At 72.2% G+C, this 25,502-nt stretch carries 24 protein-coding genes; 10 read left to right on the plus strand and 14 right to left on the minus strand.

Features of this window, described 5'->3' with window-relative positions; all coding sequences use genetic code 11:
* Nucleotides 1-3 precede the first annotated feature (3 nt).
* The 4 genes from RGI145_RS00385 to RGI145_RS00400 all read right to left on the minus strand — a co-directional run bounded on the left by RGI145_RS00385 (nucleotide 4) and on the right by RGI145_RS00400 (nucleotide 3,900).
* Entirely contained in the window at nucleotides 4-438 is a 435-nt protein-coding gene (locus RGI145_RS00385) for a PRC-barrel domain-containing protein (protein WP_083670228.1), read from the minus strand.
* Nucleotides 439-563: 125 nt separating this feature from the next.
* Nucleotides 564-965, minus strand: coding sequence for a winged helix-turn-helix domain-containing protein (locus RGI145_RS00390; protein ID WP_418314487.1), 402 nt, complete (start codon nucleotides 963-965; stop codon nucleotides 564-566).
* Nucleotides 966-1,010: 45 nt separating this feature from the next.
* On the minus strand, nucleotides 1,011-2,333 hold the full coding sequence (locus tag RGI145_RS00395) for an MFS transporter (protein WP_075796781.1): 1,323 nt from the start codon (nucleotides 2,331-2,333) through the stop codon (nucleotides 1,011-1,013).
* Nucleotides 2,334-2,589: 256 nt separating this feature from the next.
* Nucleotides 2,590-3,900, minus strand: a complete 1,311-nt coding sequence (locus tag RGI145_RS00400) for a penicillin-binding protein activator (protein ID WP_083670230.1) — start codon at nucleotides 3,898-3,900, stop codon at nucleotides 2,590-2,592.
* Between RGI145_RS00400 and rsmI the strand changes: the two genes are divergently transcribed.
* Nucleotides 3,822-4,808 carry a 16S rRNA (cytidine(1402)-2'-O)-methyltransferase gene (gene rsmI, locus RGI145_RS00405; RefSeq protein WP_075799705.1) on the plus strand — a complete coding sequence of 329 codons (987 nt, stop codon included), beginning with the start codon at nucleotides 3,822-3,824 and terminating at the stop codon, nucleotides 4,806-4,808. The two genes, RGI145_RS00400 and rsmI, sit on opposite strands and share 79 nt — an antisense overlap.
* Here rsmI and RGI145_RS00410 read toward each other — a convergent pair.
* Complete coding sequence (locus tag RGI145_RS00410; protein ID WP_075796782.1) at nucleotides 4,787-5,749, minus strand: hypothetical protein; 963 nt, start codon at nucleotides 5,747-5,749, stop codon at nucleotides 4,787-4,789. The two genes, rsmI and RGI145_RS00410, sit on opposite strands and share 22 nt — an antisense overlap.
* Nucleotides 5,746-6,747 (minus strand): polysaccharide pyruvyl transferase family protein, encoded by a 1,002-nt coding sequence (locus RGI145_RS00415; RefSeq protein ID WP_075796783.1) that lies wholly within the window; start codon nucleotides 6,745-6,747, stop codon nucleotides 5,746-5,748. The genes RGI145_RS00410 and RGI145_RS00415 overlap by 4 nt, the downstream gene beginning before the upstream one ends.
* A 263-nt stretch (nucleotides 6,748-7,010) precedes the next feature.
* Here RGI145_RS00415 and RGI145_RS00420 point away from each other — a divergent pair, with 263 nt between their 5' ends.
* Nucleotides 7,011-7,268, plus strand: a complete 258-nt coding sequence (locus tag RGI145_RS00420) for a GlsB/YeaQ/YmgE family stress response membrane protein (RefSeq protein WP_075796784.1) — start codon at nucleotides 7,011-7,013, stop codon at nucleotides 7,266-7,268.
* A gap of 89 nt (nucleotides 7,269-7,357) precedes the next feature.
* Entirely contained in the window at nucleotides 7,358-7,864 is a 507-nt protein-coding gene (locus RGI145_RS00425) for a CsbD family protein (RefSeq protein ID WP_075796785.1), read from the plus strand.
* Nucleotides 7,865-7,967: 103 nt separating this feature from the next.
* On the opposite strand, the gene RGI145_RS00430 is transcribed toward RGI145_RS00425, so the two are convergent.
* Nucleotides 7,968-11,624, minus strand: a complete 3,657-nt coding sequence (locus tag RGI145_RS00430; RefSeq protein WP_075796786.1) for an indolepyruvate ferredoxin oxidoreductase family protein — start codon at nucleotides 11,622-11,624, stop codon at nucleotides 7,968-7,970.
* Between the two features lie 238 nt (nucleotides 11,625-11,862).
* Between RGI145_RS00430 and RGI145_RS00435 the strand changes: the two genes are divergently transcribed.
* A complete protein-coding gene (locus RGI145_RS00435; protein WP_075796787.1) occupies nucleotides 11,863-12,351 on the plus strand; it encodes an Lrp/AsnC family transcriptional regulator in 489 nt (162 codons plus the stop codon).
* Nucleotides 12,352-12,415: 64 nt separating this feature from the next.
* Here the strand turns inward: RGI145_RS00435 and trmB are convergent, their stop codons facing one another.
* From trmB to RGI145_RS00460, 5 genes are all read right to left on the minus strand, one after another.
* The gene (trmB, locus tag RGI145_RS00440; RefSeq protein ID WP_237183146.1) at nucleotides 12,416-13,174 is read right to left on the minus strand and encodes a tRNA (guanine(46)-N(7))-methyltransferase TrmB; all 759 of its coding nucleotides are present in this window, start codon (nucleotides 13,172-13,174) and stop codon (nucleotides 12,416-12,418) included.
* 1 nt (nucleotide 13,175) lies between these two features.
* Nucleotides 13,176-14,363 carry a methionine adenosyltransferase gene (gene metK / locus RGI145_RS00445; RefSeq protein ID WP_075796788.1) on the minus strand — a complete coding sequence of 396 codons (1,188 nt, stop codon included), beginning with the start codon at nucleotides 14,361-14,363 and terminating at the stop codon, nucleotides 13,176-13,178.
* A gap of 236 nt (nucleotides 14,364-14,599) precedes the next feature.
* Nucleotides 14,600-15,118: a cysteine dioxygenase family protein gene (locus tag RGI145_RS00450; RefSeq protein WP_075796789.1), complete on the minus strand. Its 519-nt coding sequence runs from the start codon at nucleotides 15,116-15,118 to the stop codon at nucleotides 14,600-14,602.
* Between the two features lie 310 nt (nucleotides 15,119-15,428).
* Nucleotides 15,429-15,920 (minus strand): Lrp/AsnC family transcriptional regulator, encoded by a 492-nt coding sequence (locus RGI145_RS00455; protein ID WP_208863903.1) that lies wholly within the window; start codon nucleotides 15,918-15,920, stop codon nucleotides 15,429-15,431.
* Nucleotides 15,921-15,987: 67 nt separating this feature from the next.
* Nucleotides 15,988-16,494 (minus strand): hypothetical protein, encoded by a 507-nt coding sequence (locus tag RGI145_RS00460; protein WP_075796790.1) that lies wholly within the window; start codon nucleotides 16,492-16,494, stop codon nucleotides 15,988-15,990.
* Between the two features lie 638 nt (nucleotides 16,495-17,132).
* On the opposite strand from RGI145_RS00460, the gene RGI145_RS00465 reads away from it, so the two are divergent.
* From RGI145_RS00465 to RGI145_RS00490, 6 genes are all read left to right on the plus strand, one after another.
* Nucleotides 17,133-17,963 carry an aldo/keto reductase gene (locus tag RGI145_RS00465; RefSeq protein WP_075796791.1) on the plus strand — a complete coding sequence of 277 codons (831 nt, stop codon included), beginning with the start codon at nucleotides 17,133-17,135 and terminating at the stop codon, nucleotides 17,961-17,963.
* A gap of 130 nt (nucleotides 17,964-18,093) precedes the next feature.
* Nucleotides 18,094-18,351: a hypothetical protein gene (locus RGI145_RS00470; protein WP_075796792.1), complete on the plus strand. Its 258-nt coding sequence runs from the start codon at nucleotides 18,094-18,096 to the stop codon at nucleotides 18,349-18,351.
* Between the two features lie 85 nt (nucleotides 18,352-18,436).
* The gene (locus RGI145_RS00475) at nucleotides 18,437-20,491 is read left to right on the plus strand and encodes a proton-conducting transporter transmembrane domain-containing protein (RefSeq protein WP_075796793.1); all 2,055 of its coding nucleotides are present in this window, start codon (nucleotides 18,437-18,439) and stop codon (nucleotides 20,489-20,491) included.
* Entirely contained in the window at nucleotides 20,488-21,414 is a 927-nt protein-coding gene (locus RGI145_RS00480) for an NADH-quinone oxidoreductase subunit H (RefSeq protein ID WP_075796794.1), read from the plus strand. Before RGI145_RS00475 ends, RGI145_RS00480 begins: the two co-directional genes overlap by 4 nt.
* A gap of 10 nt (nucleotides 21,415-21,424) precedes the next feature.
* Nucleotides 21,425-22,141 (plus strand): hypothetical protein, encoded by a 717-nt coding sequence (locus tag RGI145_RS00485; protein WP_075796795.1) that lies wholly within the window; start codon nucleotides 21,425-21,427, stop codon nucleotides 22,139-22,141.
* Nucleotides 22,141-23,556 carry a hypothetical protein gene (locus tag RGI145_RS00490; RefSeq protein ID WP_075796796.1) on the plus strand — a complete coding sequence of 472 codons (1,416 nt, stop codon included), beginning with the start codon at nucleotides 22,141-22,143 and terminating at the stop codon, nucleotides 23,554-23,556. The genes RGI145_RS00485 and RGI145_RS00490 overlap by 1 nt, the downstream gene beginning before the upstream one ends.
* A 247-nt stretch (nucleotides 23,557-23,803) precedes the next feature.
* On the opposite strand, the gene RGI145_RS00495 is transcribed toward RGI145_RS00490, so the two are convergent.
* Nucleotides 23,804-24,736 carry an alpha/beta fold hydrolase gene (locus RGI145_RS00495; RefSeq protein WP_237183147.1) on the minus strand — a complete coding sequence of 311 codons (933 nt, stop codon included), beginning with the start codon at nucleotides 24,734-24,736 and terminating at the stop codon, nucleotides 23,804-23,806.
* Between the two features lie 92 nt (nucleotides 24,737-24,828).
* Entirely contained in the window at nucleotides 24,829-25,386 is a 558-nt protein-coding gene (locus RGI145_RS00500) for a histidine phosphatase family protein (protein ID WP_075796797.1), read from the minus strand.
* Nucleotides 25,387-25,502: the final 116 nt, after the last annotated feature.

Here is a 25,502-nt window from a genome sequence, read left to right on the forward strand (position 1 = left end):
CCGTCAGAAGCCGGCGTTCCAGTAGGGTGCCTTGTAGTAGTCGTAGACCCGGCGCCCATAGGCATCGTCGTTGAAGTCGATGCCCTCATCCGCCCCATAGGACGGCGCGTCCTGCAACTGTTCCCGCGTCATGTCCACGACGTAGCCGCCCTGGACGGTGTCGTAAGCCAGGGTGGACCAGGGCAGCGGATGGTACTTCTCGCCGATGCCGAGGAAGCCGCCGAAGCTCATCACCGCGAAGGCTACCTTGCCGCTGACCTTGTCGAGCATGACGTCCTCGACCGTGCCGAGGCGCTCGCCCTCGCGGTTATAGACGGCCGTACCCTCGACCTTGCTGGCCGAGATCAGCCGGTTCGGCACGTCATGATCCTCCGGGCTGGCCGGGGTGCTGACGGCGGGGATGCCGGTGAAGCTGGGGTCGCCGATCGTGGTGCTCATCCTGTTTCCTTCCGCATGGTCGTTCGCCGATGAGGGGTCACGATGCTCGCGGCACACCGTGGTGGAAGGAAAACGACTCCGTGGCGCCATGGGTTGCCCCAACCGGCCCGCGGCAGGCCCCCGCGTCAGGCCTCTCCGTCCTCCTCGTGCCGGAGCAGGGCGAGGAGGCGCGGCAGGGCGGCCGCCTGGGCCTCCGCCTCAATGGAGCGGTATTCGCGGATCACTCTTTCGCCGAGCCGGGTCAGCCGCGCGCCGCCACCCCCGGCGCCGCCGGCCGCCGTTTCCACCACGGGCCGGCCCAGGCCCCGGTTGAGATCCTCCACCAGCTCCCAGGCGCGGCGGTAGGACATGCCCAACGCCCGCCCGGCGGCGGAGATCGAGCCGTTGCGGCCGATCTCCTCCAGCAGCCGCACCTTCCCCGGCCCGATGCGGAGCCCAGGGGCGGGGTCGAGGCGGATGCTCAGCCCCGGACCGGACTGCTCCCCGGCCGGGTCTCCGGATATCGCCGCTGTCCTGCGCCGTGCCATGCCGGGCATCCCATCACGCGGATGGGCGCCCGGCAATCCGGCCGCTCAGCGCAGTTCCATGCGCCGGATCGGTCCGACGATGACGAGGTAGCTGAGCATCGCCACCAACGCGTTGGCGCCGACGAAGACCAGAGCACCGTTGAAGGAGCCGGTGGTCTGGATGATGTAGCCGATCACGATCGGCGTGGTGATCGAGGAGATGTTGCCGAACATGTTGAACAGCCCGCCGCTGACGCCGGCGATCTGGCGCGGCGCGGTGTCGGAGATCACCGCCCAGCCGAGCGCGCCGATGCCCTTGCCGAAGAAGGCGAGCGCCATGATCAGCACCACCAGCCACTGCTCGTCGGTGTAGTTGCAGATCACCATGCTCATCGACAGGAGCATGCCCACGACGATCGGCACCTTGCGCGCCACGGTCAGCGAATGGCCGCGCCGCAGCAGGGAATCCGACCAGACGCCGCCGAGCACGCCGCCGAGGAAGCCGCAGATCGCCGGGATGGAGGCGACGAAGCCGGCATTCATGATCGACATGCCCCGCTGCTGCACGAGATAGACGGGAAACCAGGTGATGAAGAAATAGGTCAGCGCGTTGATGCAGAACTGGCCCAGATAGATGCCGAGCATCATCCGGTTGCTGACCAGGTCCACGAGGTAGGACCAGCGGAAGCTCGCATCCTTCTTGCCCGGCTGGTCCATGTTCACCAGCGCGCCGCCTTCCTCCAGGTAGTTCAGCTCGCTCTGCCGGATGCGTGGGTGATCCTTGGGGTCGTGGATCACCTTCAGCCAGACGAAGCTGACCAGGATGCCGAGGAAGCCCATGAAGTAGAAGACGGAGGGCCAGCCATAGGTGAAGGTCAGCCAGCCCATGATCGGGGCGAAGAGCACCGTCGCGAAATACTGCGCCGAGTTGAAGATGGCCGAGGCGGTGCCGCGCTCCTTGGCCGGGAACCAGGCGGCCACGATGCGCCCGTTGGCCGGGAAGGAAGGCGCCTCCGCGAAGCCGACCAGCAGCCGCAGCACGAACAGCGCATAGGCCGCGGCTGCGAGGCCGACCACGGCCACCTCCCCCTGCAGCAGGGTGAAGAGCGACCAGATGAAGATGCTGAAGAAATAGACCTTCTTCGAGCCGAAGCGGTCGAGCAGCCAGCCGCCCGGGATCTGCCCGATCACATAGGACCAGCCGAAGGCGGAGAAGACGAAGCCCATCTCCACGGCGCTGAGGCCGAGATCCTTGGACAGCACGGGGCCGGCGATGGCCAGGGTGGCGCGGTCGGCATAGTTCACGATGGTGACCGCGAAAAGCATGGCCACGATGCTGAAACGCACCCGGCCCACACGCGTCCCTTCGGCCGCGAGAGCAGACGACATCAGTTTCCTCCGGCGTTCCAGAAATCCCGGCGCTTCGGCCGGGGAATCCCGCTTGATCCATTCAGGCGCCGGGCGCGGGGTCGCGGATCCCTGCGGCGGCGCCAACTACTATATCAGATAGCAGAATGGACCCGCAGCAGAGGATATGTGACGGATCTGTCAGGCGGAGGACATTCGGGGGAAAGGCGCGATACGGCGTGCCGGTCACGCCGCGAAGGGGCCGGACCGGGGGAGGTTCCCCGGCCCGGCCTTCCGCTCAGTACCCGGCTTCGGGCAGCGTGGCCGGCTCCACCACGCGCGGCTCGCCGCCTGGCTGCAACGCATAGAGGGCCAGGGCACGTTGGGTCTGGCCATCCGGGCTCAGCCGCAGCCCGCCATCGGCGCCAAGGACGATCTCCCCGATCGGCAGGGTGGCGGGGGCGTTCGGCCCGCCCTGGGTGGCCCGGGCCGCCACGGTCGCGGCATCATAGGCCACGGCGGCCAGGCGCGGCGGCGTGTCGCCGAAGGCCTGCCGGTAGCGGCTGTTGAACTGCTCGTGCGCCGTGTTGTCCGGGCCGGGGAAGACGGCGCCGGCCAGGGCGGGTTCCTGGCCCAGCGTGGCACCGTCCTGTGCCCAGAGCGCCGTGCCGGCGAGGCGCAGCGGCGGCACCACCACCCCGGCCTCGGCCAGGGCGCTGGCGAACTGCCGCGCCCGGCTGCCGCCTTCGGCCAGGATCAGCAGGCCGATCGCGTCGGCCTCCGGCACGGCGACCGGCGGTGGTGGCGCGGCGGGATCGGTGGCGGTGGCCGGCTCGGCGGGCTTCAGCCGCGCCGCGAGGTCCTTGGCCGCCATGGCCGGCAGGGCCCCGGCGGGATAGGTCGAGATCAGCGGCGGCAGCAACCCCGCCTCCTGGCTGGCGGTTCGCAGCGCGGCGGTGAGCTGCTGCGCATAGGCTCCGCTGGGGGCGGCGAGGCCGATGCGCCGCACCCCGGCCGTGGTGGCGGCGCCGACCAGCCGGCGGACCTGCTGCGCCGGGGTCACGCCCAGGGTCCAGACGCCGTTGCCCGCGACATTCGCATCGTTGGTGAAGGCCAGCATCGGGATGCTGGCGGCGCGCGATACGGCGGCGGCCCCGCCGGTCTCGCCCGAGGTCAGGGGGCCGACCATCACCCGCGCGCCTTCGGAAACCGCCGCCCGCGCTGCCTCGGCCGCGCCGGCGGCGCTGCCGCGCGTGTCGTGCGGCACGAAGTCCACGCCGGGGCTCGCCTGTTCGAACAGGGCCAGGGTGGCGGCGTTCAGCATGGCCTGGCCAAGCGGCGCCTGGCTGCCGGACAGGGGCAGCAGCAGCGCGACCCTGGCGCGCGGCGGTTCCGGCGCGTTGGGGGCGGTGGCGCCGGGCGCATAGGGGCCGGCCGCGGGACTGCGGGGTTGCGCGGCACAGGCGGCGAGTGCGAGGAGCGCAGCCAGCAGCGGGAGATGCCGGAATGGGGACCAGAAGGGGGACCGGGATGGGGAATTCCCAAGGGGCCGGCGACGGGGACGAGGGGGTTGCGGCTTCACCGGCTGGGCTTCCTCCTGACGAGACACATGACGCTTCCCCCGGACTCTCGCCGGGCGAGGGCTCCGGTGCTACCCCCGGCGCCACCCCTCCGGGCCTTGTTCTGGTGGCCACCCCGATCGGCAACCTGGGCGACCTCTCGCCACGGGCCGTCGCCGCTCTGAAAGGGGCGGACGCCATCCTGTGCGAGGACACCAGGGTGACCGGACCCATGCTCGCGCGCCAGGGGGTAGGGACCAGTCTGATCCCCCTGCACGACCACAACGAGGCGAGCATGGTGCCCCGGCTGCTGGAAAGGCTGCGCGGCGGCACCCGGCTGGCCCTGGTCTCCGATGCCGGCACGCCGCTGGTGAGCGATCCAGGCTTCCGCCTGACCCGCGCCGCCATCGATTCGGGCCTGCCGGTCACCGCGATTCCCGGGCCGAACGCGGCGCTGGTGGCGCTGACGCTGTCCGGCCTGCCGCCGCATCCCTTCCTCTTTCACGGCTTCCTGCCGGCCAAGGCGGCGGCGCGCACCGTCGAGATCGGCCGCATCGCCGGGCTGGAGCGGTCCGGGCTGCGGGCGACGCTGATCCTCTACGAATCGCCGCATCGCCTGGCCGAATCGCTGGCCGCCCTGGCGGAGGGGCTGGGGCCGGACCGTCCGGCGGCAGTGGCGCGGGAGCTGACCAAGCGCTTCGAGGAGGTGCGCCGCGCCGGCCTCGGCGAACTCGCCGCGCATTACGCGGTGCATGCGCCACGCGGCGAGATCGTGCTGGTGATCGGCCCGGCGCCGGAGGAGGCCGCCCCGGCCGGGGCCGACCTGGACGCGCAGCTCCGCGCTGCCCTGGCCACCGGGGCATCCCTGCGCGACGCGGCGGCGATGGTGGCGGCGGCCACCGGCCTGCCGCGGCGGCAGGTCTACAACCGCGCCCTTCAACTCGGCAGCACGCGGTAGCGGCTGCCGGGCGGGAGGCGGTTGGCGAGGGTTCCGGCGGCGCGGCCGACCTCGTGGTCGGCATGCGGCGCCAGGGCGAGGCAGGGGATGCCGGCGCTGGCGGCGAAGGCGACAGACAGGTCGCGCCCGCCGATCACCTGGTCGCAGGCGGCGACCCAGCCCTTGAGGCGGGCCGGGGTCATCTCCCGCCGCCAGGAGGCCGTGTCCTCCGGCCCGGTCTCCACAAGGGACGAGCGGGGCAGGAAGCGGGCGGCGCAGTCGCGGATGGCGCGCAGGTCGTCGCTGCCGCCCTCGCCCTGCCGCACCACCGGAAGCGGGATCACCGTCCAGCCGTCATAGGGGGCGAGGCATTCCGCGACCAGCGCCTCGTGCTTCGCGAAGACCTCGCGCGTCTTCTGGCTGTCGCTGACCGAAAGGCCCAGCCTCGGGCCGGCGGGCAGGCCGGGTGGCAGTTCCGGCACCAGATCGCCTTCCGGGAAGGCCTCCAGCCCCGCCCACCAGGGGCAACGCCATTCCACCATCGAGCCCAGCGTGCGGTGGTCGCGGGCGCTGGCCTCGTCCAGCACCTCCAGCACCGCGCGCACCTCCGGGGAGGGGCGGTAGAGCGGCCCCCAAGGGAAGAGGGAGAGGCTGCGCAGCCCGATCCGCAGCCCCCGCTGGCGCAGCAGGCCGAGGCGCAGGATCAGGTCCACCGCCCGGTTGTGGTCCGACATCGGCCCGGTCAGCAGGGCGCGGCGCGCTTCCGCCGGAGTCGGCGTGTTGGGCGGCAGCAGGGTGGCGAAGGGCAGGATGCGCGCCGTCGCCTCCGGATCGTCGGTGGCGACGAGGGCGGCCGGGCCCAGCGGCGCGGCGGCATGCTGCAACGCCGCCTCCCCCGCGAGGTCGCCGCGCCCGAACTCGCCGAGGAAGAGGGTGGGTTCGTGCGTCATGCCCTGGCTCATGAGGGCCGCTCCTCCAGCCCGATGCAGGCCGAGCCGGCGGGAAGCTGGTTGGCGAGCGTCACGAAGACCCGGCGCACGCTGTCATCCTCCATCGGCGAGAGGCCGATGGTCGCGACCCCGGCGCCCAGCCCGTGGATGCAGTTGTGCTTGCGCTGGGAGATCAGCGTGTCCAGCCGGGCGACGATGCCCTTCAGCCGGCGCGGCGTGACCTCGCTGCCCCAGAAGGCGCGCTCGGTGAGCTGCGGCGCCACGATCTCCCGGCCCTGCAGGAACATCCGGGCGAAGCGGTGGAAGCCGCTGCCGTCGTCCTCCTCGTCGGAATCGACATGCAGGGTGGAGCAGATCGGCACCACCGCATGGTCCGGGAAGCGGGCGAGCAGGGCGCGCACCGTGCCGCCATCCGCCTCCAGGCAGCGGGCCATCTGGCTGGTGTTGATGATGGAGATGCCGAGCAGCCTGCGCCCGCGCGGCAGGATCGCCGCCGCCAGATCGTCCTCCGCCGCGATGGCGCGCTCCGGATAGCGGGTGACGCCCGGCACCACCGGCACGCCCCATTCCGCCACCATGTCCACCGAGCGATGGTCGCGCACGGTGAAGGAGGCGAGGTTTTCCAGCACCCGGGCGAGCAGCGGATGCGGCCAGCCCTCGCCGGTCCCATACTCCATCCCCGCCCCGGCAATGCGGGCGATGCCGATATTGTGGATGTGGACGGGGATGCCGCGTTCCATCGCCGCTGCCATCCAGGGCAGGTATTCCTCGAAATCCGCCCGCCCGCCGATGCCGCCACCGCCATAGACGACACGCCGCGGCTCCAGCGCCAGCATCTCCTCCAGCGTGGCGAAGGTGCCGGCCAGGCCCGGCACGCAGCGATGCGTCCAGGCCGGATTCTGCGTGAAGGCGAAGGCCTCTTCCGGCGGAAATTCCTGCATCGCCTCGATGAGGCAGAGTTCGTCGCCCAGGTTGCCGTAGCCATAGGCGCCGATGAAGGCGGTGCGCATGACAGGTGGGTCGCATGGCCCGGCCCCGCCGCGCAAGAGGCAACCTCGCGCCCCGCGCGAGCAGGGTGTGGATTTTCACAGCCGGGGCGGGATTTCCGGCCCCTGTGCGAGGGCATCCCCGCACGTCCTCCGGGTCGGGCGCCGTCCGGACGGGCCGGACCGGCTTTGTGCGGACTCCATGGCAACCCGGGGCGGCCTGCGCGCTTGTTGCCGATATGGCAGCCTCCAGGGAGAGGCCAGCCCGCAATCATCTGGAGCGGAACATGTCGATCATTGGCTGGCTCATCCTCGGGCTGATCGCCGGCTTCATCGCCAGCAAGATTGTCAACAAGACCGGCTCGGGGGTGATGCTCGACATCATCCTGGGCATCGTCGGCGCCGTGGTCGGTGGCTGGCTCTTCAGCGCCTTCGGCGGGGCCGGTGTGACCGGCTTCAACATCTACAGCATGATCGTGGCCGTGATCGGCGCGATCATCGTGTTGCTGATCTACCACGCGGTGGCCGGACGGCGGGCCGTCTGAGGACAGCCGGGGGTTCCGCACCCCCGGCGGAGCCGCAACCAGGGCCCGGCAGGCGAGTTTTCCAGCAGATTTCCGGAGAAGACACGGACATGGACGAGAACAAGATCGAAGGCACGGCCCGGAACCTCGGCGGCAAGGCCGAAGAGACCGCCGGCAAGCTGACCGGCGACGCCAAGACCCAGGCGGAGGGCAAGGCCGACCAGCTCTCCGGCAAGACCCAGAAAACTTATGGCGATGCCAAGGACGCCGTCTCCGACGCCGCGGACAGCGCGAAGGAAGGCGCCGCCAAGCTCTCCGAGAAGGCGGGCGAGGGCTATGAGCAGGCCAAGGCCGCGGTGAGCGACGCGGCGGAAGGGGCCAGCGGCGAGATCGCCCGCCTCCGCGCCCAGGTCGAGGATCTGATGCGCGAGCGCGTGAAGCCCGCCCTGAGCGACGCCGCCCACAAGGCCAGCGACTATGCCCATCAGGCGAAGGACACGATCGGCGAGAAGGCGGGTCAGGCTGGCGACACGATCAAGGAGCGCCCGCTGCTCTCCCTGGCCATCGTCGGGGTGCTGGGCTTCGTCATCGGCCGGCTGACCACCGACCGGCTCTGATCCGGGAGGAGGTGGCCCAGCGGGCCGCCCCCTCTCCCAACCGCTACGTGATCCGGCGCCCGGGGGCATCCCTCCGGGCGCCGGACTCGTTTCCGGGGGCCGCTCAGCCGGCCATGACCACCTGCGGCCCCTTCGCCGGGTCGCCGGGGCGGGTCCGCACGGCCTCCTCGCCCCGCAGGCGCGACAGGAGTTCCGCCCGGCGCTTGCGGGCATGGGCGAGGTGCCGCTCCCGCACCGGGCCATAGCCGCGGATCTGTTCCGGCAGGGCGGCGAGTTCCACCGCCACGGCGTGGTTGTGCGGGTTGAGGCGGCGCAGCACCTCCTCCATGTCCTGCTCGTAGGCGGCCAGGATCTCCCGGTGCAACCGCCCGTCCGCGCTGTGGCGGAAGGGGTCGAGCACGGTGCCGCGCAGGCGGCGCATCCGGGCCAGGACGCGCAGCGCGCGCAGCATCCAGGGGCCGTAGCTTTGCTTGCGCGGCTCGCCGGTCTCCGGGTCCTTCCGCGCCCAGAGCGGCGGCGCCAGGTGGAAGTTCAGGCGCCAGTCGCCCTCGAACTGCTCCTCGACACGGCGGAGGAAGCTGGTCTCGGTGAAGAGCCGCGCCACCTCGAACTCGTCCTTGAAGGCCAGGAGCTTGTGATGATAGCGCGCCACCGCCTCGGCCAGCTCGCCATGGCCCGGCACGCGCTCCGCCTCCACCGCCCCGATCCGCGCCACGAACTCCCGGTAGCGTCGGGCATAGGCGTCATCCTGGTAGCTGGCGAGCTCCTTCACCCGGCGCTCCACCAGCTCCTCCAGCGTGGCGGAAAGGCGCAGCGAGGGCACGCGGCGTTCCGGCGGATCGGCGGCGCGCTCCACCGCCTCCAGGTCCAGCACCGCCTGCCGGCCCCACTGGAAGGCGTTCTGGTTCATCGCCACCGCGGCACCGTTCATCTCGATCGCCTTGAGGATCGAGGCGGACTCTAGCGGGATCAGCCCCTTCTGATAGGCATAGCCCACCATGAAGAGGTTGGTGGCGATGGAATCGCCCAGCAGCGCGGTGGCGAGCCGCGTGGCGCCGACGAAGCTCGCCGCGCCCTCGCCGCCGCAGGCCTCGTCGATCTGCCGCTCCATCTCCACCAGCGGGAATTGCGGGTCGCGGTGCCGCGCCACGTCGCCGCTGCGCGACTGCGCCGCGAAGCCGCGCACGAAGTCGCTGGTGACGGAGAAGTCGCTGTTCACCACGGCACGGGTGAGGCCGGCGCGCATCCGCGTCAGGCTCTCCTCCGTCGCGGCCACGACGATGTCGCAGCCGAGCACGAGATGCGCTTCCCCGGCGGCGAGGCGGGCGGCGTGGATCTCCTCCTGCCGCGCGGCGATGCGCAGATGCGACCAGACCGGCCCGCCCTTCTGCGCCAGCCCGGCCATGTCGAGCGCGGAGATGCCCTTGCCCTCCAGCGTCGCCGCCGTGCCGAGCAGCGCGCCGATGGTGACGACGCCGGTGCCGCCCACGCCGGTCACGAGGATGCCATAGGGTTCGCGCAGCGCCGGCTTCGGTGGCTCGGGCAGGTCCGGCAGGATGGCGGAAACCTCCGCCGGGGCGGCGGGCGCATCGCCCTTGCCCTCCACGGAGGTCTGGCCGCCCGCCGCGCCCAGCCCGCCGATCGGGGCCTGCGCCTTGCCCTTGCGCAACTGCCCGCCCTCCACCGTGACGAAGGAGGGGCAGAAGCCGTCGAGGCAGGAGAAGTCCTTGTTGCAGGAGGACTGGTCGATCTGCCGCTTGCGGCCGAACTCGGTCTCCACCGGCACCACGGACATGCAGTTGGACTTGGCCGAGCAGTCGCCGCAGCCCTCGCAGACGCGCTCGTTGATCACCACGCGTCGCGCCGGATCGGCCATCAGCCGGCGCTTGCGGCGGCGGCGCTTCTCGGCGGCGCAGGTCTGGTCATAGACCAGCACGGAAACGCCGGGATACTCGCGCAGGTCGCGCTGCACCCGGTCCAGCGCATGGCGCTCGAACAGCGGCACGTCCTTCGGCAGCGTCACGCCGTCATAGCGGGCGAGGTCGTCCACCACGACCACGACGCGCTCCACGCCCTCGGCCTGCACCTGCGCCACGATCTGCGGCACGGTAAGCGTGCCTTCCACCGGCTGGCCGCCGGTCATCGCCACCGCGTCGTTGAACAGGATCTTGTAGGTGATCGGCACGCCCGCCGTGACCGCCTGCCGGATCGCGAGCAGGCCGGAATGCGAATAGGTGCCGTCGCCCAGATTGGCGAAGACGTGCTTCGTCTCGGTGAAAGGCGCCTGCCCGATCCAGGCCACGCCCTCGCCGCCCATATGGGAGAAGGTCTGCGTGCTCTCGGCGCGCAGCCAGGTGGCCATGTAGTGGCAGCCGATCCCCGCCAGCGCCCGGCTGCCCTCCGGCACCACGGTGGAGCTGTTGTGCGGGCAGCCGGAGCAATAGTGCGGCACGCGCTGCGCCGCGGTGCGCGGGCGGGCGAGGGATTCCTCCTTCGCGGCCAGGAAGGCGAGCCGCTCGCGGATGCGCTCGCCGAGCGCGAAGGGCAGGTCGTGGAAGCGGCCGATGCGGTGGGCGATGACGCGGGCGATCAGCGCCGGCGTCAGCTCGCCGGCGGCGGGGAGCTGCCAGTCATGCACCGGCAGCTCCCACTCGCCCTTCTCGTCATACTTGCCGGTGACGCGCGGGCGGACGTCCTCGCGCCAGTTGTAGAGCTGTTCCTTGAGCTGGTACTCGATGACCTGCCGCTTCTCCTCGACGACGAGGATCTCCTCCAGCCCCTCGGCGAAGTGCCGCACGCCCTCCGCATCCAGCGGCCAGGGCATGCCGACCTTGAACACGCGCAGCCCGATCGCCGCGGCCTGGGCGTCGTCGATGCCGAGCTGGTCCAGCGCCTGCCGCACATCCAGATAGGACTTGCCCGTGGTGACGATGCCCAGCCGCGCGCGGGGGCTGTCGATCGCCACATGGTTCAGCCCGTTCAGCCGCGCATAGGCCATGGCGGCATAGGCCTTATGCCGCTGCAGCCGCATCTCCTGCGCCAGCGGCGAATCCGGCCAGCGGATGCCGAGCCCGTCGGGCGGCAGCGGGAAATCCTCCGGCACGCGCGTGATGGTGCGGAACGGATCGAGCGAGATGCCGGAGGAGGTCTCCACCGTGTCCGCCACGACCTTCAGCGCCACCCAGCAGCCGGAGAAGCGCGACATGGCCCAGCCATGCAGGCCGAAATCCAGGATCTCCTGCACCCCGGCCGGGTTCAGCACCGGCATCATGGCGGCTGCGAAGATGTGGTCGCTCTGATGCGGCAGGGAGGAGGACTTGGCGCCGTGGTCGTCGCCCACCACGGCGATGACGCCGCCGAAGGGCGAGGTGCCGGCGGCATTGGCGTGCTTGAACACGTCCATGGTGCGGTCGGCGCCCGGCCCCTTGCCGTACCACATGCCGAAGACGCCGGCATGCTTCGCGCCGGGAAAGAGGTTGACCTGCTGCGTGCCCCAGACGGCGGTGGCGGCGAGGTCCTCGTTCAACCCGGGCTGGAAGCGGATGCGGTGCTCCTCCAGCGCCTTGCGCGCCTTCCAGAGCGACTGGTCCAGCCCGCCGAGCGGCGAGCCGCGATAGCCGGAGATGAAGCCCGCCGTGTCGAGACCGGCGGCGGCATCGCGCTCGCGCTGCAGCATCGGAAGCTGCACCAGCGCCTGGATGCCGGAAAGATAGCGGAGCCCCGTGGCCGGGGCTGCGGCGGGAAGCGGCGCGTCAAGCATGGCGCCGCCCTCCGCCGAGCGACGCGCGGACCGTGCCGGAACGGCCCTGGCGGGCCGGGAATCCATCCCCGGCGGCAAGAGGTGAAACGCGGGCGACAGATCGCTGCATGGACGCTTCTCCTGCTTCTTTTGACTTTTATCTTACATCGGTCTTCTTCCTCTTTCGTTGCGCCGATCCGCTCCCCGGAGGAAGATCGGGCATGGTTCTTTCTCTGGAAGCCGCCATGGCGATTGGAATATGCGCCTAGCCCTGGATGCCATCGACCTGCGGCTTCTTGCCGCCTTGCAGCGCGACGCCTCGCTTTCCAGCACCGAACTGGCCGAGCAGGTCGGGCTTTCCCAGGCGCCCTGCTGGCGCCGGGTGAAACGGCTGGAGGAGGCCGGGCTGGTGCGGCGCCGCGTGGCGCTGCTGGATCGCAAGCTGCTTGGCCTGGAGCTGATGGTCTTCGCCCAGGTGAAGCTCGCCACCCATGGCCGCGACACGCTGCCGGGCTTCGAGGAAGCGGTAAGGCGGCGGCCGGAGGTGCTGGACTGCTTCTCGCTGCTGGGCGGAACGGACTACCTGCTGAGGATCGTGGTGCCCGACGTCGATGCCTACGAACGCCTCTACCGCCACCACCTGTCGCAGCTTCCCGGCGTGCGCGAGATCATCTCCAGCATCGTGATGTCGGAGATCAAGACGACGACCGAACTGCCGTTGCCAGGGCCTCAGGCACCGGCTCCGTGACGGCGTGGCCCTGGGCCGGTGCCCGGGAACAAGGCACCGCCTCGTTCTCCGGGGAGCGGAACGCCTAGCGCCGGCGCCAGATCCAGTAGCGCGGGTGACGGCCCTCGCGATGGGCCTTGGCCTCGTAGCGGGTGCCGGGCCAGTCGGCGGGGCGTTCCCAGACATCGAGCACGGGCTCGAACAGGTCCTGCGCCGCGAAGACCTCCTCGACCCAGGCCTGATAGACCGGGTGGTCGCTGGCCATGCGCCATTCGCCGCCGGGGCGCAGAACACGCGCCACCAGGGGCAACACGGCGGGGTGGACGAAGCGCCGCTTGGCGTGGCGGGATTTCGGCCAGGGATCGGGGAACATCAGGTAGAGGCGGGAGAGCGCCCCTTCCGGCAGGCCGGCCAGGAGGTGGCGCGCATCGCGCGTCCAGAGGCGGAGATTGGGCAGGCCGGGCGCCGTCTCCTCCCCGCCATCCGGCACCAGCCGGGACAGGAGGGCGCAGATGCCGTTCTCGAAGACCTCGGAGGCGATCAGCCCGGCCCGCGGGTTGGCGCGGGCCAGGGCTTCGGCATGCTCGCCGCCGCCGAAGCCGACCTCGACCCAGACCTCGTCCGGCCGCGCCGCGAAAAGCACGCCCGGATCGGCAAGGCCGGCGGGATCGGCGGAAAGGCGCGGCGCCGCGAGTTGCAGCAGCCGCTCCTGCCGTGCCCGCAGCGGATGCCCCCGGCGCCGGCCATAAAGCCGGTTGGGAACACCCTCGACGGGCGGGTCATGCGGGTCCGCGGCCCCGGAGTCGGGGTCCGCGACCCCGTCCTCCAGGACCGGGGTCGTCATCTCAGCGGCCGAAGGCGCGCTTGAGGTCGGCGGCGATGTCCGTGCGCTCCCAGGTGAAGGTGCCCTTGTCCTCGTCCGGGGTGCGGCCGAAATGGCCATAGGCCGAGGTCGGCACGTAGATCGCCCGGTTGAGCTGCAGGTGCTCCCGGATCCCGCGCGGGGTGAGGTTCACCATCTCGTTCACGACCTTGGCCAGCTTCGCCTCGTCGATGTCACGGCCGGTGCCGTGCAGGTCGAAATAGACCGAGAGCGGCTTGCTCACGCCGATGGCGTAGGAGACCTGGATCGTGCACTTGTCGGCCAGGCCGGCGGCGACGACGTTCTTGGCCAGGTAGCGGCAGGCATAGGCCGCCGAGCGATCCACCTTGGTCGGGTCCTTGCCCGAGAAGGCGCCGCCGCCATGCGGGGCCGCGCCGCCATAGGTGTCCACGATGATCTTGCGGCCGGTCAGGCCGCAGTCGCCGTCCGGGCCGCCGATCACGAAGGTGCCCGTCGGGTTCACGTAGAGCTCGTCCTCCGGCACGGTCCAGCCGGCGGGGAGCGAGGAGGCCACGATCGGCGCGACCAGTTCGCGGACCTGCTCCTGCGTCAGCCCTTCCTCGTGCTGGGTGGAGACCACCACCGAGGTGACGCCGACCGGCTTGCCGTCGACATAGCGCAGCGTGACCTGGGACTTGGCGTCCGGCAGCAGGCCGGCGACCGACTTGTCGTTGTTGCGGCGAAGCTCGCTGATCCGGCGCAGGATGAGGTGCGCGTAGTACAGCGGCGCCGGCATCAGGTCGGGCGTCTCGGTGCAGGCATAGCCGAACATGATGCCCTGGTCGCCGGCGCCCTCGTCCTTGTTGCCGGAGGCGTCCACGCCCTGCGCGATATGCGCGGACTGGGCGTGCAGGTGGCACTCGACATGCGCGTTGCGCCAGGAGAAGCCTTCCTGGTCATAGCCGATGTCCTGCACCGCGAGGCGGGCAAGGTGCATCAGGTATTCCGGCGTCACCGAGCCGGGGCCGCGGGTCTCGCCGGCCAGGATGATGCGGTTGGTGGTGACCAGCGTCTCGCACGCGACGCGCGCGTAGGGGTCCGCCGTAAGATAGGCGTCGAGGACGGTGTCGCTGATGCGGTCAGCGACCTTGTCAGGATGGCCTTCCGAAACGGATTCAGAGGTAAAAAGGTATTCGCCCTTGTCGCGCATGGCGTGGATTCGTCCTCTTGTCGCGATTGGTTGCACGGCGCCACCCCGGGTCACCGGCGGGCGGGTGTGTTTCGCAGCCGTCCCAGGAGGGGTCAACCGAAAGCTTGGCGGGCAGTCCTGCGTCGGATGCGCGTCAAATTCCCGGCAGCCGCTCGGCTGGGGCCGGGCCACGGGCGCAAATTGTCGTTAAAGCCGTGTGTTGTCCAGAAAAAAGGACGGTTTCCTGCTGCGCCGCATCAATGGGCGTAGACGAGGTTCACCCCATCGCCGAAGCGGTCGAAGGACACGCCATAGACATGGATGGACAGGGCCTCGCGGCAGCCGAGATTGGCCAGGCGGTGCACCAGCTTCGGGTCGGCTGGGCCATGGCTGGTCTCGCCGGGGCGGCGCAGATGGGTCGCCGCCGGGACCGGGTCCCCATTCTCCTCCAGCGCGTAGAAGCTCTCGGTCAGCACGCCGCCATGGATGCCGAGCGCGCACCAGGTGCGGTGGGCATGCACCGGGCTCATCTGTCCGGGGCGCCAGACCAGCGCCACCACGGCGTATTCCCCGGCGGGATCGGCCTGCAGCAGATGGCGCGTATAGCCCTCGGCCCGGCCCGGGAGGTGCCGGCCCAGCAGGAGCTGCGGGTCGGCCATCGCCTCGCCCAGCACCTCCGCCACCGCGGCGGGCCGCGATCCCAGCGGTGCCCGCGCGGCCAGGGCGATCTCGGCCAGGAGACGGTCCAGGGCGGTGCGGGTCTGGGCGATGAACATGCGGCGACGGTCCTGCTCGGCACGGGGCCGGTTCCGGTGCCGCCGGGCGGGGCCGGTGGCGCGGAATGGCGTGGAGACGAGTCTAGGCGCGCCGGACGGGAGGATTTTTGCCAAGTTTCCCGGAAAATCGGTTCTTCCGGAAAAATCATCCTTACTGAACCTTGTTCGCAGGATGAAAATATCGATCGAAATTAGTCCGTGGCGAAATTGATCCCGAAAATCGGATCGGAACGAAGATTTCTTCCCCCGCGGGTATGCCTTGGCCTTCGCGGATGCGAGGTGTCGTCAGTCGGATGCCCTCCGCCGTTCGTCAGGGCTCAGCAGCGTAGTCCAGCGGCACCTCGGTGGTGGATTTCAGCTCCTCCATGGCGAACATGGAGGTGACGTCGGTCAGATCCACGGCAGAGATCAGCCGCTTGTAGACACCGTCATAGGCCTCGATATCCGGCACCACGGCGCGGATCAGGTAGTCGATCTCGCCGCTCATCCGGTAGAAATCCACGATCTCCGGTATATCCGCGAGGGCACGGCGGAAGCGTTCCAGCCAGGCGGCGTTGTGCTGGCTGGTGCGGATGGCAATGAAGACCGTGACGCCGACATTCAGCTTCCGCCGGTCGAGCAGCGCCACCCGCTTGCGGATCACCCCCGCCTGTTCGAGCTTCTGGATGCGCCGCCAGCAGGGGGTGGGGGAAAGCCCCGCCATCTCCGCCACCTTGGCCACGGGCAGAGTGGCATCGGCCTGCAGCGCGGCCAGGATGCGCTTGTCGAAGGCGTCCAGCACCACCCTGTCACGAGAGGTCATCGGCGCGGTTCCATGGGCTGGGGGCTGAAGCGTCACGTCGTGGCTCGCGGCGGGCAAGCGGGGCGGGTCAGGGATTCAGGAAGCGCATCAGCCGGCCCAGCATCTCCCGCAGGTCGAAGCCGGGGGCGGCCTCGGACGTGCCCGGTCCCTCCGGCGCGCGGGCGCGGAAGCGAGCCAGGGCCTCCCCCGTGCGGGATAGACGGAGCTCCGTGGGTTCGGCCGATTCCGATTCCTCCGGCACCAGCCCGACGATCCGTACCAGGGCGCGCTCCGCCGATGGCAGTTCGGCCGCCGCGCGCTCCACATCCTCCGCCTTTGGCGCGCAGACCACGGAGCGGCCCTCCAGCCCGCAGGGCATCTCGAAGAAGCGGTTCGGCGGGAAACGCAACTGCGCCGTGCCGGTGAAGGCGAGCAGGCCGCGCCCGATTCCCTCGATCGTCAGGTCCCGCGCGGTGACGGCCGGCACCAGCCTGCCGCCACGCCGCACCGCCTCCAGCGTCAGGGCAGCCTGCCCGGCCGAGGCTGGCACCGCCGGACGCCGGTTCAGCAGGCGGCAGCTCGTCTGGTCCGTCATCCGGTCGGCGGCGCAGGTGAGGATCCAGGAGCCGATCTCCTCCGCGCCCGGCGCCGCGCCGGCCTGGGCGGGGGGTGGGCGGGAGGCTGGGCCGGCGGCCCACCGGGCTGCGCCCGGGCCTCACCCTGCGGAAGCGTGGCCGCCAGGAGAAGGAAAAGCAGGAGCGCGGGGAGCGGTCGTTGGCGGGCGGCGGTGGGCAAGACGGCCCCTCCCCGCGGGCGGTGGGCGATCCGCTCGGCGAATCCGGCACTGGGTGCGAGCTGGGCGAAGGACGGGGCGGGCGGGCGCATCACGATGTTATCTAGAAGTTCCACCCCGCCGATGGGAGTGGCACGCCTCCGGTGGATGCGAGTCGCCCGGAGGAAATGCCGCAGGGAATGCCAGGGGAAGCTGACGGGGAAGCGCCGGAGCCCTGCCATGCCGCCTCACGGGCTTGCGAGTTTTCACCGGGGACCGATCCGCTCTAGTGCCTTGGCAGCCCGCCTTCCTGTCTGCATCGGCCGGTGCATCCGGCCCGACGGGAGGCAAAAGGCATATCCGAAAGCACGACCGGCCGGGACTGGCCGTACCCTGCTTCCCGCCGCGCGCCCTGGCGGGACGGGGTGCGGCACGGGACCGAAGGCGGAAAGGAGAAGCACATGCGGCGGCTGCGGCTCGCGGACGGGACGGAGGTCCCGGTTCTCGGCCAGGGGACCTGGCATCTGGGGGAGCGCGGGGCGGATCGCGGGGCAGAGGCCCGGGCGCTGCGTCTCGGCCTCGATCTCGGCATGACGCTGATCGACACGGCGGAGATGTATGCGGAAGGCGGCGCCGAGCAGGTGGTGGGGGAAGCCATCGCGGGGCGCCGCGACGAGGTCTTCCTGGTCAGCAAGGTCTATCCCCACAACGCTTCCCGCGCCCGCATGGCCACGACCTGCGAGGCGAGCCTCCGGCGCCTGGGGGTGGAGAGCATCGACCTCTATTTGCTGCACTGGCGCGGCAGCGTGCCCCTGGCCGAGACGGTGGAGGCCTTCGAGCGGCTGCGCGAGGCCGGCAGGATCCGCCGCTGGGGCGTCAGCAACCTCGACGTGGCCGACCTGCGGGAACTGGGCGGCGCGCTGGCGGACTGCGCCACGGACCAGGTCCTCTACAACCTCGACGCCCGGGGCGTGGAGTTCGACCTGCTCCCCTTCTGCGGCGAACGCCAGATGCCGGTGATGGCCTATTCCCCGCTGGGCCAGGGTGGGCGGCTGCTGCGCCACCCGGTCCTGCGGGAAGTGGCGGAGCGCCACGGGCGGCTGCCGGCGCAGATCGCGCTCGCCTGGGTGCTGCGCCAGCCCGGCGTGGTGGCCATCCCGAAATCCGCCGACCCGGCGCATCTGCGGCACAATGCGGGCGCGGCCGAGATCGCGCTGGACGAGGCGGATCTGCGGGCGCTGGACCGCGTCTTCCCGCCGCCGCAGCGCAAGCAGGCGCTGGAAATGCTGTGATCCGGGACACGGTACAGGTCTGGCCCCTGTGGGCGGGCCCGGAAAAAATCGCGCACACGGCCGTGATTTCGTCTAGAAAGGCGGCATTATCTCGCAAACGATATGGTTGATCCGGTTGAGGAGTTGGTCGATGAGCGAGACCTGGAACGGTATTCCTGACGACCCTGAGGAAAGCGGCTGGCATTGGGTGGAGGACGGCGACGGCCTCCGCCCCCTGATGTGGCGGGGTGAGGACTGGCCGGACGCGGTGGACCGGCTCGGCTGGCGGGACGGCTTCTCGGTGCTCTCGCCCGAGGATCTCCACCATGCCCGCTACCACGGCCGCGTCGCCATGCCGCCCAGGGTGGCGGAGCGCTTTCGCCTGAACGTGATGTTCGCCACGGCCTGACGCCCGGCCGCGGCCTCCGCCGCCAGGGAATTCTCCCGGCGCCGCCCCCTGGTCGTGGGAAGATCGGCTGCTATCGTCCGGCGGCGTGACCATCCTGCTGCTCGCCTTCCTGGCCCTGTCCGGCCTCGCCGCCCTGGCCGGGGCGCTGCCGCGTGGCTTAGCGGCCGGCCCCGCGCCGGGCCCGCTGCCGCCGGGCCGGGCATCCCGCATGGTGGCCCCTCCCGCCTCCCCCGCCGTCCTGTTGGCCCGGGCGGCGCCCTTCCTGTGCCTGCCGGCCGGGCTCGTGCTCACGGCAGCCGGGGCGATGGCGCTCTGGGGAGCCGCCTCACCGGCGCTGGCACTGCCGGTGCTGCCGGGTGGCGTTGCGCTGCTGCGGCCCGATGGGCTGTCGGGCTGGTTCCTGATGCTGCTGGGGTTGCTGGCCGCCGCCTCCGGCCCGGACCCGGAGGAGCCGGATGCGCTGCGGCGTGCCCTGTCCCCGGTCGGCCCGGCGATCCTGGCCCTCGCGCTTTCGGCGGCGGACGCGGCGGGGCTGCTGCTGGCGCTGGGTCTGGCCCTGCCGGTCCTGGTCTTCTCCGCCGCGGATCTGGCGCATCCCGGGGGGCGGGGCGCGGCCCGTCGGGTCCTGGCCTCCGCCCTGGCAGGCAGTGTGGCGCTGCTTCTCGCCTTCGCGCTGCTGCTGCCCATGGCCCCGGCCGCCCCGATGGGGGCGGGCGGCTGGTCCTTCGCTTCCCTGCGCCAGGCGCCGCCGGAGGGCTGGCGGGCCGGGATGCTGCTCGTCCTGGCCCTGGCCGGGGCCGCGCCGCTGCTGGGCGCGTCCTTCGCACCGGGCTGGATGCCGCTGCTGGCCACGGCCCGGCCCGGGCGGCCCTGCGCGACCCTGCCCGCGGTGATGGCGGCCGCCGGGCTCTACCTCCTGGCCCGCCTGCTGCTGGATCTGGCCGGCCCGGCCCAGCCGGGCTGGTGGGGCCTGCCGACGCTGTTGGCCGGGGCGGCGATGGCCTTCTGGTGCGGGCTGCGGGCCAGCCTGGAGGACGATCTCCGCCTCCTGCCGGGCTGGCTGACCGGCGGGCAGGCAGGGCTGGCCGTGCTCGGCCTCGGCCTGGCGGCGGTCTTCCGGGCCGCCGACCTGAGCGCGCTGGCGGCGCTGGCCTCGGGCGGGGCGCTGCTGCAGGCCGGGCTTGGCCTGCCGGCCGCGCTGCTGCTGATCCTGGTGGCGGAGGAGGCGCGGCGGATGACCGGCTTCCGCTCGCTGGAACGGCTCGGCGGGTTGGTGCGGGTGATGCCCTGGGCCACCGGCTGCGCGGCGCTGGCTGTGCTGGCGCTCGCCGCCCTGCCGCCCTTCGCCGGTTTCGCCCCGGGCTGGATGCTGCTCCAGGCCCTGCTGGCCGCCTGGAGGGTCGGGGAGATCGGGACGCAGTTCGCGGCGCTGGCGGTGCTGGCGGCTGCGGGGGCGGTGCTCGCCCTGCTGGCCCTGGCGGCGCTGCGCTTCCTGGGTCTCGCCTTCCTGGGCCGGCCACGCCATCCGCGGACCCTGGGCGGCGGCGACGCGACGGGGGCGATGCGGGGCACCCTCGTCCTGCTGGCGGGGCTGCTGCTGCTGGGCGGCCTGTTGCCGGGACCGCTGCTGGAGGCAATGGGCCCGGCCCTGCGCCTGCTGGTGCGGGCGGATCTGGACGGGCGGGCCGGATGGCTGGCGGTACAGGCAGGGGATGGCGCGGCCTCCTACCAGCCCCTGGCGGTGGCGGCGCTGCTGCTGCTGCCGGGCGGGATCGCGGCGCTGGCGCTGCGCGCCCTTGCCCCGGCCCCGGTGACCGGCCCGGTCTGGGATGACGGCTTCATGGCGCCGCCGCCGCATCTGCCCTTCGGCGACCCGGCCACCCAGCCCGGCGGGCGCGGCTTCGCGCAGCCGCTGCGGCGCTTGCTCGGCGTCTCGCCTGCGCCGGGCGAGACGGGGATCGCGGGCAGCCTCGCACGTTGGCGCCGGATTCCCGCCGTCTTGGCGGCCATCGGGCCCTGGCTGGCGGCGGCGCCCTTTCTGCGCCGGCCCCGGCGCCTTTCGGCGCAAGGGGAGCTGGCGCTGGGCCTTCTGGTGACTCTCGTGCTGCTGCTCGCCTCCTGGCTCGGGGGGCATGGATGAGCCTGCTGCTCGCCCTGCTGGCGCAGCTCCTGCACTGGGCCCTTATCCTGCTGGCCGCGCCGCTGCTGGCCGGCGGGGCGCGCTGGCTGCGCCTGCGCCTCGCCGGGCGGCGGGGGGCGCCGCCCTGGCAGGAATGGCACGACCTGCGGCGCCTGGTGGCGAAGCAGCCGAACCTGCCCGAAGACGCTTCCGCCCTGTCGCGCATCCTCCCCTATGCCAGCTTCGCCACGGCACTGGCGGCGGCCGGGCTGGTGCCCGCCTTCACCACCGGGATGCTCCTGGCGCCGCTGGCCGACCTGGTCCTGCTCGCCGGGCTGGTCGGGTTGGGGCGGGCCCTCCTGGCCCTGGCGGGGCTGGAGGCGGGGCGGGCCCAGGGCGGGCTGGCGGCCTCCCGGCTGCTGGCCGATGCGGTGCTGGCCGGGCCGGCGCTGCTCGCGGTGGTGCTGGTGCTGTCCATGCTGGCGGGCGGCACCGGCCTCGCCACCGTGGCCGCCGGGGTACGGGATGGCGGGGTGGGGCTGCAGCTCCCGCTGCTGCTCTGCCTGGGGGCGCTGCTGGCGGTGGCGCAGGTGGAATGCGGGGCCGAGACAGGCGCCATGCTGCCAGCCGAGGCTTCCGGGCGGCATCTGGCGCTGTGGTCCCTGGCACGCGACCTCTGGCTGCTCTTCTGGCTGGACCTGCTGGCCGCCGTCTTCCTGCCCTTCGGCCTGGCGCCGGAGGCGGTGGAGACGTCCTGGCTGACCTGGCCGCTCGGGCTGCTGGCCTGGGCCGCCAAGCTGCTCGTGGTCGGCGCCGTCTTCGCCCTGGCGGGGGTGCTGGTGGCTGGGATGCGGCGGCAGCGCCTGCCGGAGATGCTGGGCGCGGCGCTGCTGCTGGCCGTGCTCGGCGCGGTGCTGCTCTTCCTGGGCGCGCGCGTCGCATGAGAGGATGTCCATGAGGTTCGAGCCGGTCTCCGCCGATCTGCCGCAGCTCCTGGCGGGCGGCATGCTGCTCTGCGGCTTCGCCCTGCTCTGCCTGCGCCGTGGCGCGGGGGCGATCCTGGCCTATGCGCTGCAATCCCTGCTGCTCGCCCTGCTCGCCGGCTGGCTGGCCGGCCATGGGGCATATGCTGGTGCATGGAGCGCGGAACTCCTGGTCGTGGCGGCCGCGGCGCTGCTCGGCCGGGCGCTGGCGGTGCCGCTCGGGCTGCGCCGCCTGTCGCACCGCCTCGGCCTGCCGGGGGAGGCGGAGCTGCATCTCGGCATCGGGGCCTCGCTGATCCTGGGCACCGTGCTGCTGGGCTTCGCCACGTTGGTGATCTGGCCCGCCGCCATGGGGCCGGGCGGCATGGCGGCGCGCGCCAACCTGGCGGTTGCCCTGGCGCTGCTGCTGCTGGGACTGGCGACGGTGCTGCTGCGGCGCGATCCGCTGAGCCAGGGGCTCGGCATCCTCAGCCTGGAGAACGGGCTGGTCCTGGCAGCCCTGGCGGTGCCGGGGCTGCCGGAGGTGCTGGAGCTGACCCTGGCGAGCCTGGGTCTCGCCCTGGCCATGGTGGCGGGGGCCTTCCTGTTCCGCCTCCGCTTCGACCTCGCGGAATGGAGGCCCCAGGGCCCCGGGGACGATGTTCCCGAGGATGCCGGAAGCGGGAATGCCGTGGGGGAGGGGGCCTGATGGACACCGCAGCGCCCTCCTGGCTGCCCGTTGTGCCTCCGCTCTGGGCGCCCGTGGCCTGGCCCTTCCTGGCGGCACTGCTGCTGGCCCTGTCGCTGTCCCGCCCCGACATGGCGAAGGCGGCGGCGAGGGCCGGGCTGCTGGCCTCGGCGCTGGGCTTCCTGCTCGGCCTCGCCCTGCTGGCGCGGCCGGAAGGCAGCGACGGGGTGATGCGGCTGGATGCGGTGAACCGCCTCCTCCCCGCCCTGGGCGGGGCCGTCGGCCTGCTGGTTTCCGGCAGGCTGGCGACCCGTGGCGAGCCGCCCGGGCCGGGCCTGCCGCTGGCCGTGCAGGTCTTCCTGGGCGGATACCAGTTGGCGGTCCTGGCGGATGGCCCGGTGCTGGGCTGGATCGGGCTCGTGCCCGCCCTGCTGGCCGCGGCGGCGATCCTGTCGGGCGCGGGGGAGGGGCGCTGGCGCGCGGAGGCGGTGTCCCTGTGCTGGCGGATGCTGCTGCCCTGCGGCGCCGGGCTCGCCACCGCGCTGCTGGGGGTGGTGCTGCTTCTCCTGGGCAGCACCCCGGGCGCGGTGGGGACGGGGTCCTGGCCGGGCCTGATCCTGTCTGCCCCCGGGGGTGAGGCCGGGCTGCTGCGGCTGGGAGCGGTGCTGCTGCTCGCCGGCTATGGGCCGCTTTCGGGGCTGGTGCCCTGGCAGGGCTGGGGGATCGCTGCCTCGGCGCGTGGGCAGGCCGTGTTCTCCGCGCTTTGCCTGGGCCTGCTGCCGGGCATGGTGCTGCCGATGCTGTGGCGCGCCGGGCGGGTGACGGATGCCGCAGCCGAGGGCCTGCCGCTGGGCGGAATTCTGGCGGCGGCGGGGCTGCTGTCGCTGCTCGTGGCGGCCCTGGCGCTCTGGCGGCGACAGGGCCCGGGGCGACTGATCGGCTGGGCCGGGCTCGGCCAGACCGGCCTGGCCGCGCTGTGCTTCGGGCTGGACCTGCCGCTGGCGGGCACCCTGGCCCTGGCCGGGCAGGCGCTGTCGCGTGGCGCGGCGGGCCTGACGCTGCGGGCCGGGGCGATGCAAAGCGGGGCGACGCAAGGCGGGGAGCCAGGGCGTGACATGGCGCCAGAGCTTCCAGTTGGCGCGGTGGCTCTCCGCGCCGGGCGCTGGGGCCTGCTCCTCGCCCTGGCGGGGTTGGCGGGGCTGCCGCCCTTTCCGGGCTTCGCCGCCATCCTCGCCGTGGCCATGGCCCTGGCGCAGCGGCATCCCGTGCTGCTGCTTCCCTTCGGCCTCGCCCTCGCCCTGTCGCTGCCGGCCCTGGCGCGGCAGGCGGAAAGGCTGGCCGGGGACCTGCCCATCGCCTCCGGCCGCCTCGCCCTGCTGCCGCTCTGGGGCGGCCTGGCTCTGGCGGTCCTGCTGGGGCTCGGCCTGGCATCCTGAGACGAAGCGCGGCTTGTCCCGCCTTCCTTGCCCTGAGGGTGGCTGGTCCCGTCGCCGTCGTTCCGTGCCGCCTGTCATGTTCCCGGCTTCACCAGCCGCGCGTGAGAGATCCGGCCCGCCCTGGACCAGACAGAGGGATCATGGAGGGCCGCGCATCCGCGGCATCCATCCGGCTCCCCTTCAGGGAGATCCGGACCGCGCGGCCGGTCCGGCCCTTCAGGCGCGGCGCTGCCCCGCGTGGTCGCTTTCACTCCCCCGGCCGGGCCAGCCACTCCCGCGCGGCCTGGTCCGCGCCGGAGGGCAGCGGGGCCCGCGGATCGGCGATCCAGGCCAGGATGTCGCCGGCGACCACGGCCCTTTCCCGGTCGCGCAGCAGCATGTGGTAGCCCTGGGCATAGTAGGCGAGCCGCTGGTCCGCCCCGTCCGGCATGCGGCGCAGGGCGGCCCGCACCGGCTCGGCCCGCACGATCTGGTCATGGGCGCCATAGAGGATCAGCGCCGGGGCGCGGAATTCCGGCGCCGCCCTCACCGCCGCGTCCATCAGGTTGACCAGGCCATAGAGCGTGTCCACCCGGACCTCCTTGTAGGTGCGCGGGTCGTCGCGCCACCCGGCCGCGGCCTCGGGGTTGTCGGTCGGGGTGATGCCCGGGGCCGAGTTGCGGAAGCCGACCTTGGGAATGGTATGGGCAGCGAATTCCAGCAGGCCGCGCATCCAGCCGGGCATCTCCGAACGGCCCCAGAGGGCGGGGGCCACCAGGATATAGCCATCCGCCACGGGTGGGTTGCCGGAAGCGGCGGCGGCCACCGCGACCGCGCCGCCCATGCTTTCCCCCAGGATATAGAGCGGCAGGTCCGGGTAGCGTTGCCGCAGCAGCCGGGAGGCGGCGGCGAGGTCGGCCTTCAGCGTCTCGGCGCCGGGCCAGAGCGGCCAGTTCGGCGCCTCGCCGAATCCCCGCTGGTCATAGGCATAGAGGGCCACGCCGTCGGCGGTCAGCATCGGTGCCGCCATGCGGAAGGCGTTCCGGGCGGTGTCGCCGAAGCCATGGACCGCCAGGATCACCGCCCGGGGTGGGGCCTCCGGCAGCCAGGCATGCAGCGGCAGCCTTGCCCCGTCGGCCATGACCAGGCTGTCGGCCGACAGTTCCGGCGGGGCCAGGGGCGGCCCGGCGGGGATCACCACCGGCGTGCAGGCCGCCAGGAACAGGCCACAGAAAAGGAAGGCGAGGTTCCGGCCCCGGAATCGGGGGCCCGGCAGGCGACGGCCGGGGCCGTTCAGCCGTGGTGCCAGACCACATCCTCCGGCTCGGGCCCGTTCGGGTCGCAGCGCAGCCACTCGCCGTTCACCAGCGACCGGCCGGTCATCGCCAGGATGAAGCCCCAGTGGCTCACCACCACCGTATGCGCCCAGTCGTCCCGCAGCATCATGTCCAGGCGGAACTGCATCGCCCGGGCCGCCACGGCCTCCGGCGGCTCTTCCTCCTGCGGCCACCAGACCTCGTCGATCCGGGTGAAGTCGTGATGCGGCCAGTCGTTCGAGAGCAGGCTGCAGGGCGATCCGACATCGCAGGAGAGGGCATAGCGCTCCCGCACCAGCGGCGTGATCAGCACCGGCAGGCCCAGCTTCTCCGCCAGGGGCGCCGCCGTCTGCAGGGCCCGCGTATAGGGACTGGCCAGGATGCGGCGGATGTCCTCCTTCGCCAGCACCTCCGCCGCCGCGTGGGCCTGCTGGTGGCCCAGGGGTGTCAGGCGCGGATCCCGAATGCCGGGGTCGATCTTGGTGGCCGTGTAGTGGAGGTTGAACTCGCTCTGGCCATGACGCAGAAGGATCATGCCGGCAAGTTGGCGACAGGGCGGGTTTCCGGCAATGGGCTTCAGCGGCCCCCCGGAAGCTGGCTTGCGAAAAAACCTTCCGGGGCGCGCCATGTCGGGGCCCCGCCGGGGCAACC

The sequence above is a fragment of the Roseomonas gilardii genome (assembly GCF_001941945.1).
Lineage (GTDB): Bacteria > Pseudomonadota > Alphaproteobacteria > Acetobacterales > Acetobacteraceae > Roseomonas.

Coding starts and splice junctions, on each gene's coding strand:
- RGI145_RS00480 (WP_075796794.1), top strand. CDS start 20,488: ATGAGCCTGCTGCTCGCCCTGCTGGCGCAGCTCCTGCACTGGGCCCTT.
- RGI145_RS00420 (WP_075796784.1), top strand. CDS start 7,011: ATGTCGATCATTGGCTGGCTCATCCTCGGGCTGATCGCCGGCTTCATC.
- RGI145_RS00485 (WP_075796795.1), top strand. CDS start 21,425: ATGAGGTTCGAGCCGGTCTCCGCCGATCTGCCGCAGCTCCTGGCGGGC.
- RGI145_RS00395 (WP_075796781.1), bottom strand. CDS start 2,333: ATGTCGTCTGCTCTCGCGGCCGAAGGGACGCGTGTGGGCCGGGTGCGT.
- RGI145_RS00435 (WP_075796787.1), top strand. CDS start 11,863: ATGCGCCTAGCCCTGGATGCCATCGACCTGCGGCTTCTTGCCGCCTTG.
- RGI145_RS00455 (WP_208863903.1), bottom strand. CDS start 15,920: ATGACCTCTCGTGACAGGGTGGTGCTGGACGCCTTCGACAAGCGCATC.
- RGI145_RS00425 (WP_075796785.1), top strand. CDS start 7,358: ATGGACGAGAACAAGATCGAAGGCACGGCCCGGAACCTCGGCGGCAAG.
- RGI145_RS00500 (WP_075796797.1), bottom strand. CDS start 25,386: ATGATCCTTCTGCGTCATGGCCAGAGCGAGTTCAACCTCCACTACACG.
- RGI145_RS00490 (WP_075796796.1), top strand. CDS start 22,141: ATGGACACCGCAGCGCCCTCCTGGCTGCCCGTTGTGCCTCCGCTCTGG.
- RGI145_RS00415 (WP_075796783.1), bottom strand. CDS start 6,747: ATGCGCACCGCCTTCATCGGCGCCTATGGCTACGGCAACCTGGGCGAC.
- RGI145_RS00470 (WP_075796792.1), top strand. CDS start 18,094: ATGAGCGAGACCTGGAACGGTATTCCTGACGACCCTGAGGAAAGCGGC.
- RGI145_RS00385 (WP_083670228.1), bottom strand. CDS start 438: ATGAGCACCACGATCGGCGACCCCAGCTTCACCGGCATCCCCGCCGTC.
- RGI145_RS00430 (WP_075796786.1), bottom strand. CDS start 11,624: ATGCTTGACGCGCCGCTTCCCGCCGCAGCCCCGGCCACGGGGCTCCGC.
- RGI145_RS00410 (WP_075796782.1), bottom strand. CDS start 5,749: ATGAGCCAGGGCATGACGCACGAACCCACCCTCTTCCTCGGCGAGTTC.
- rsmI (WP_075799705.1), top strand. CDS start 3,822: ATGGGGAATTCCCAAGGGGCCGGCGACGGGGACGAGGGGGTTGCGGCT.
- RGI145_RS00390 (WP_418314487.1), bottom strand. CDS start 965: ATGGCACGGCGCAGGACAGCGGCGATATCCGGAGACCCGGCCGGGGAG.
- RGI145_RS00450 (WP_075796789.1), bottom strand. CDS start 15,118: ATGTTCATCGCCCAGACCCGCACCGCCCTGGACCGTCTCCTGGCCGAG.
- RGI145_RS00460 (WP_075796790.1), bottom strand. CDS start 16,494: ATGACGGACCAGACGAGCTGCCGCCTGCTGAACCGGCGTCCGGCGGTG.
- trmB (WP_237183146.1), bottom strand. CDS start 13,174: ATGACGACCCCGGTCCTGGAGGACGGGGTCGCGGACCCCGACTCCGGG.
- RGI145_RS00465 (WP_075796791.1), top strand. CDS start 17,133: ATGCGGCGGCTGCGGCTCGCGGACGGGACGGAGGTCCCGGTTCTCGGC.
- metK (WP_075796788.1), bottom strand. CDS start 14,363: ATGCGCGACAAGGGCGAATACCTTTTTACCTCTGAATCCGTTTCGGAA.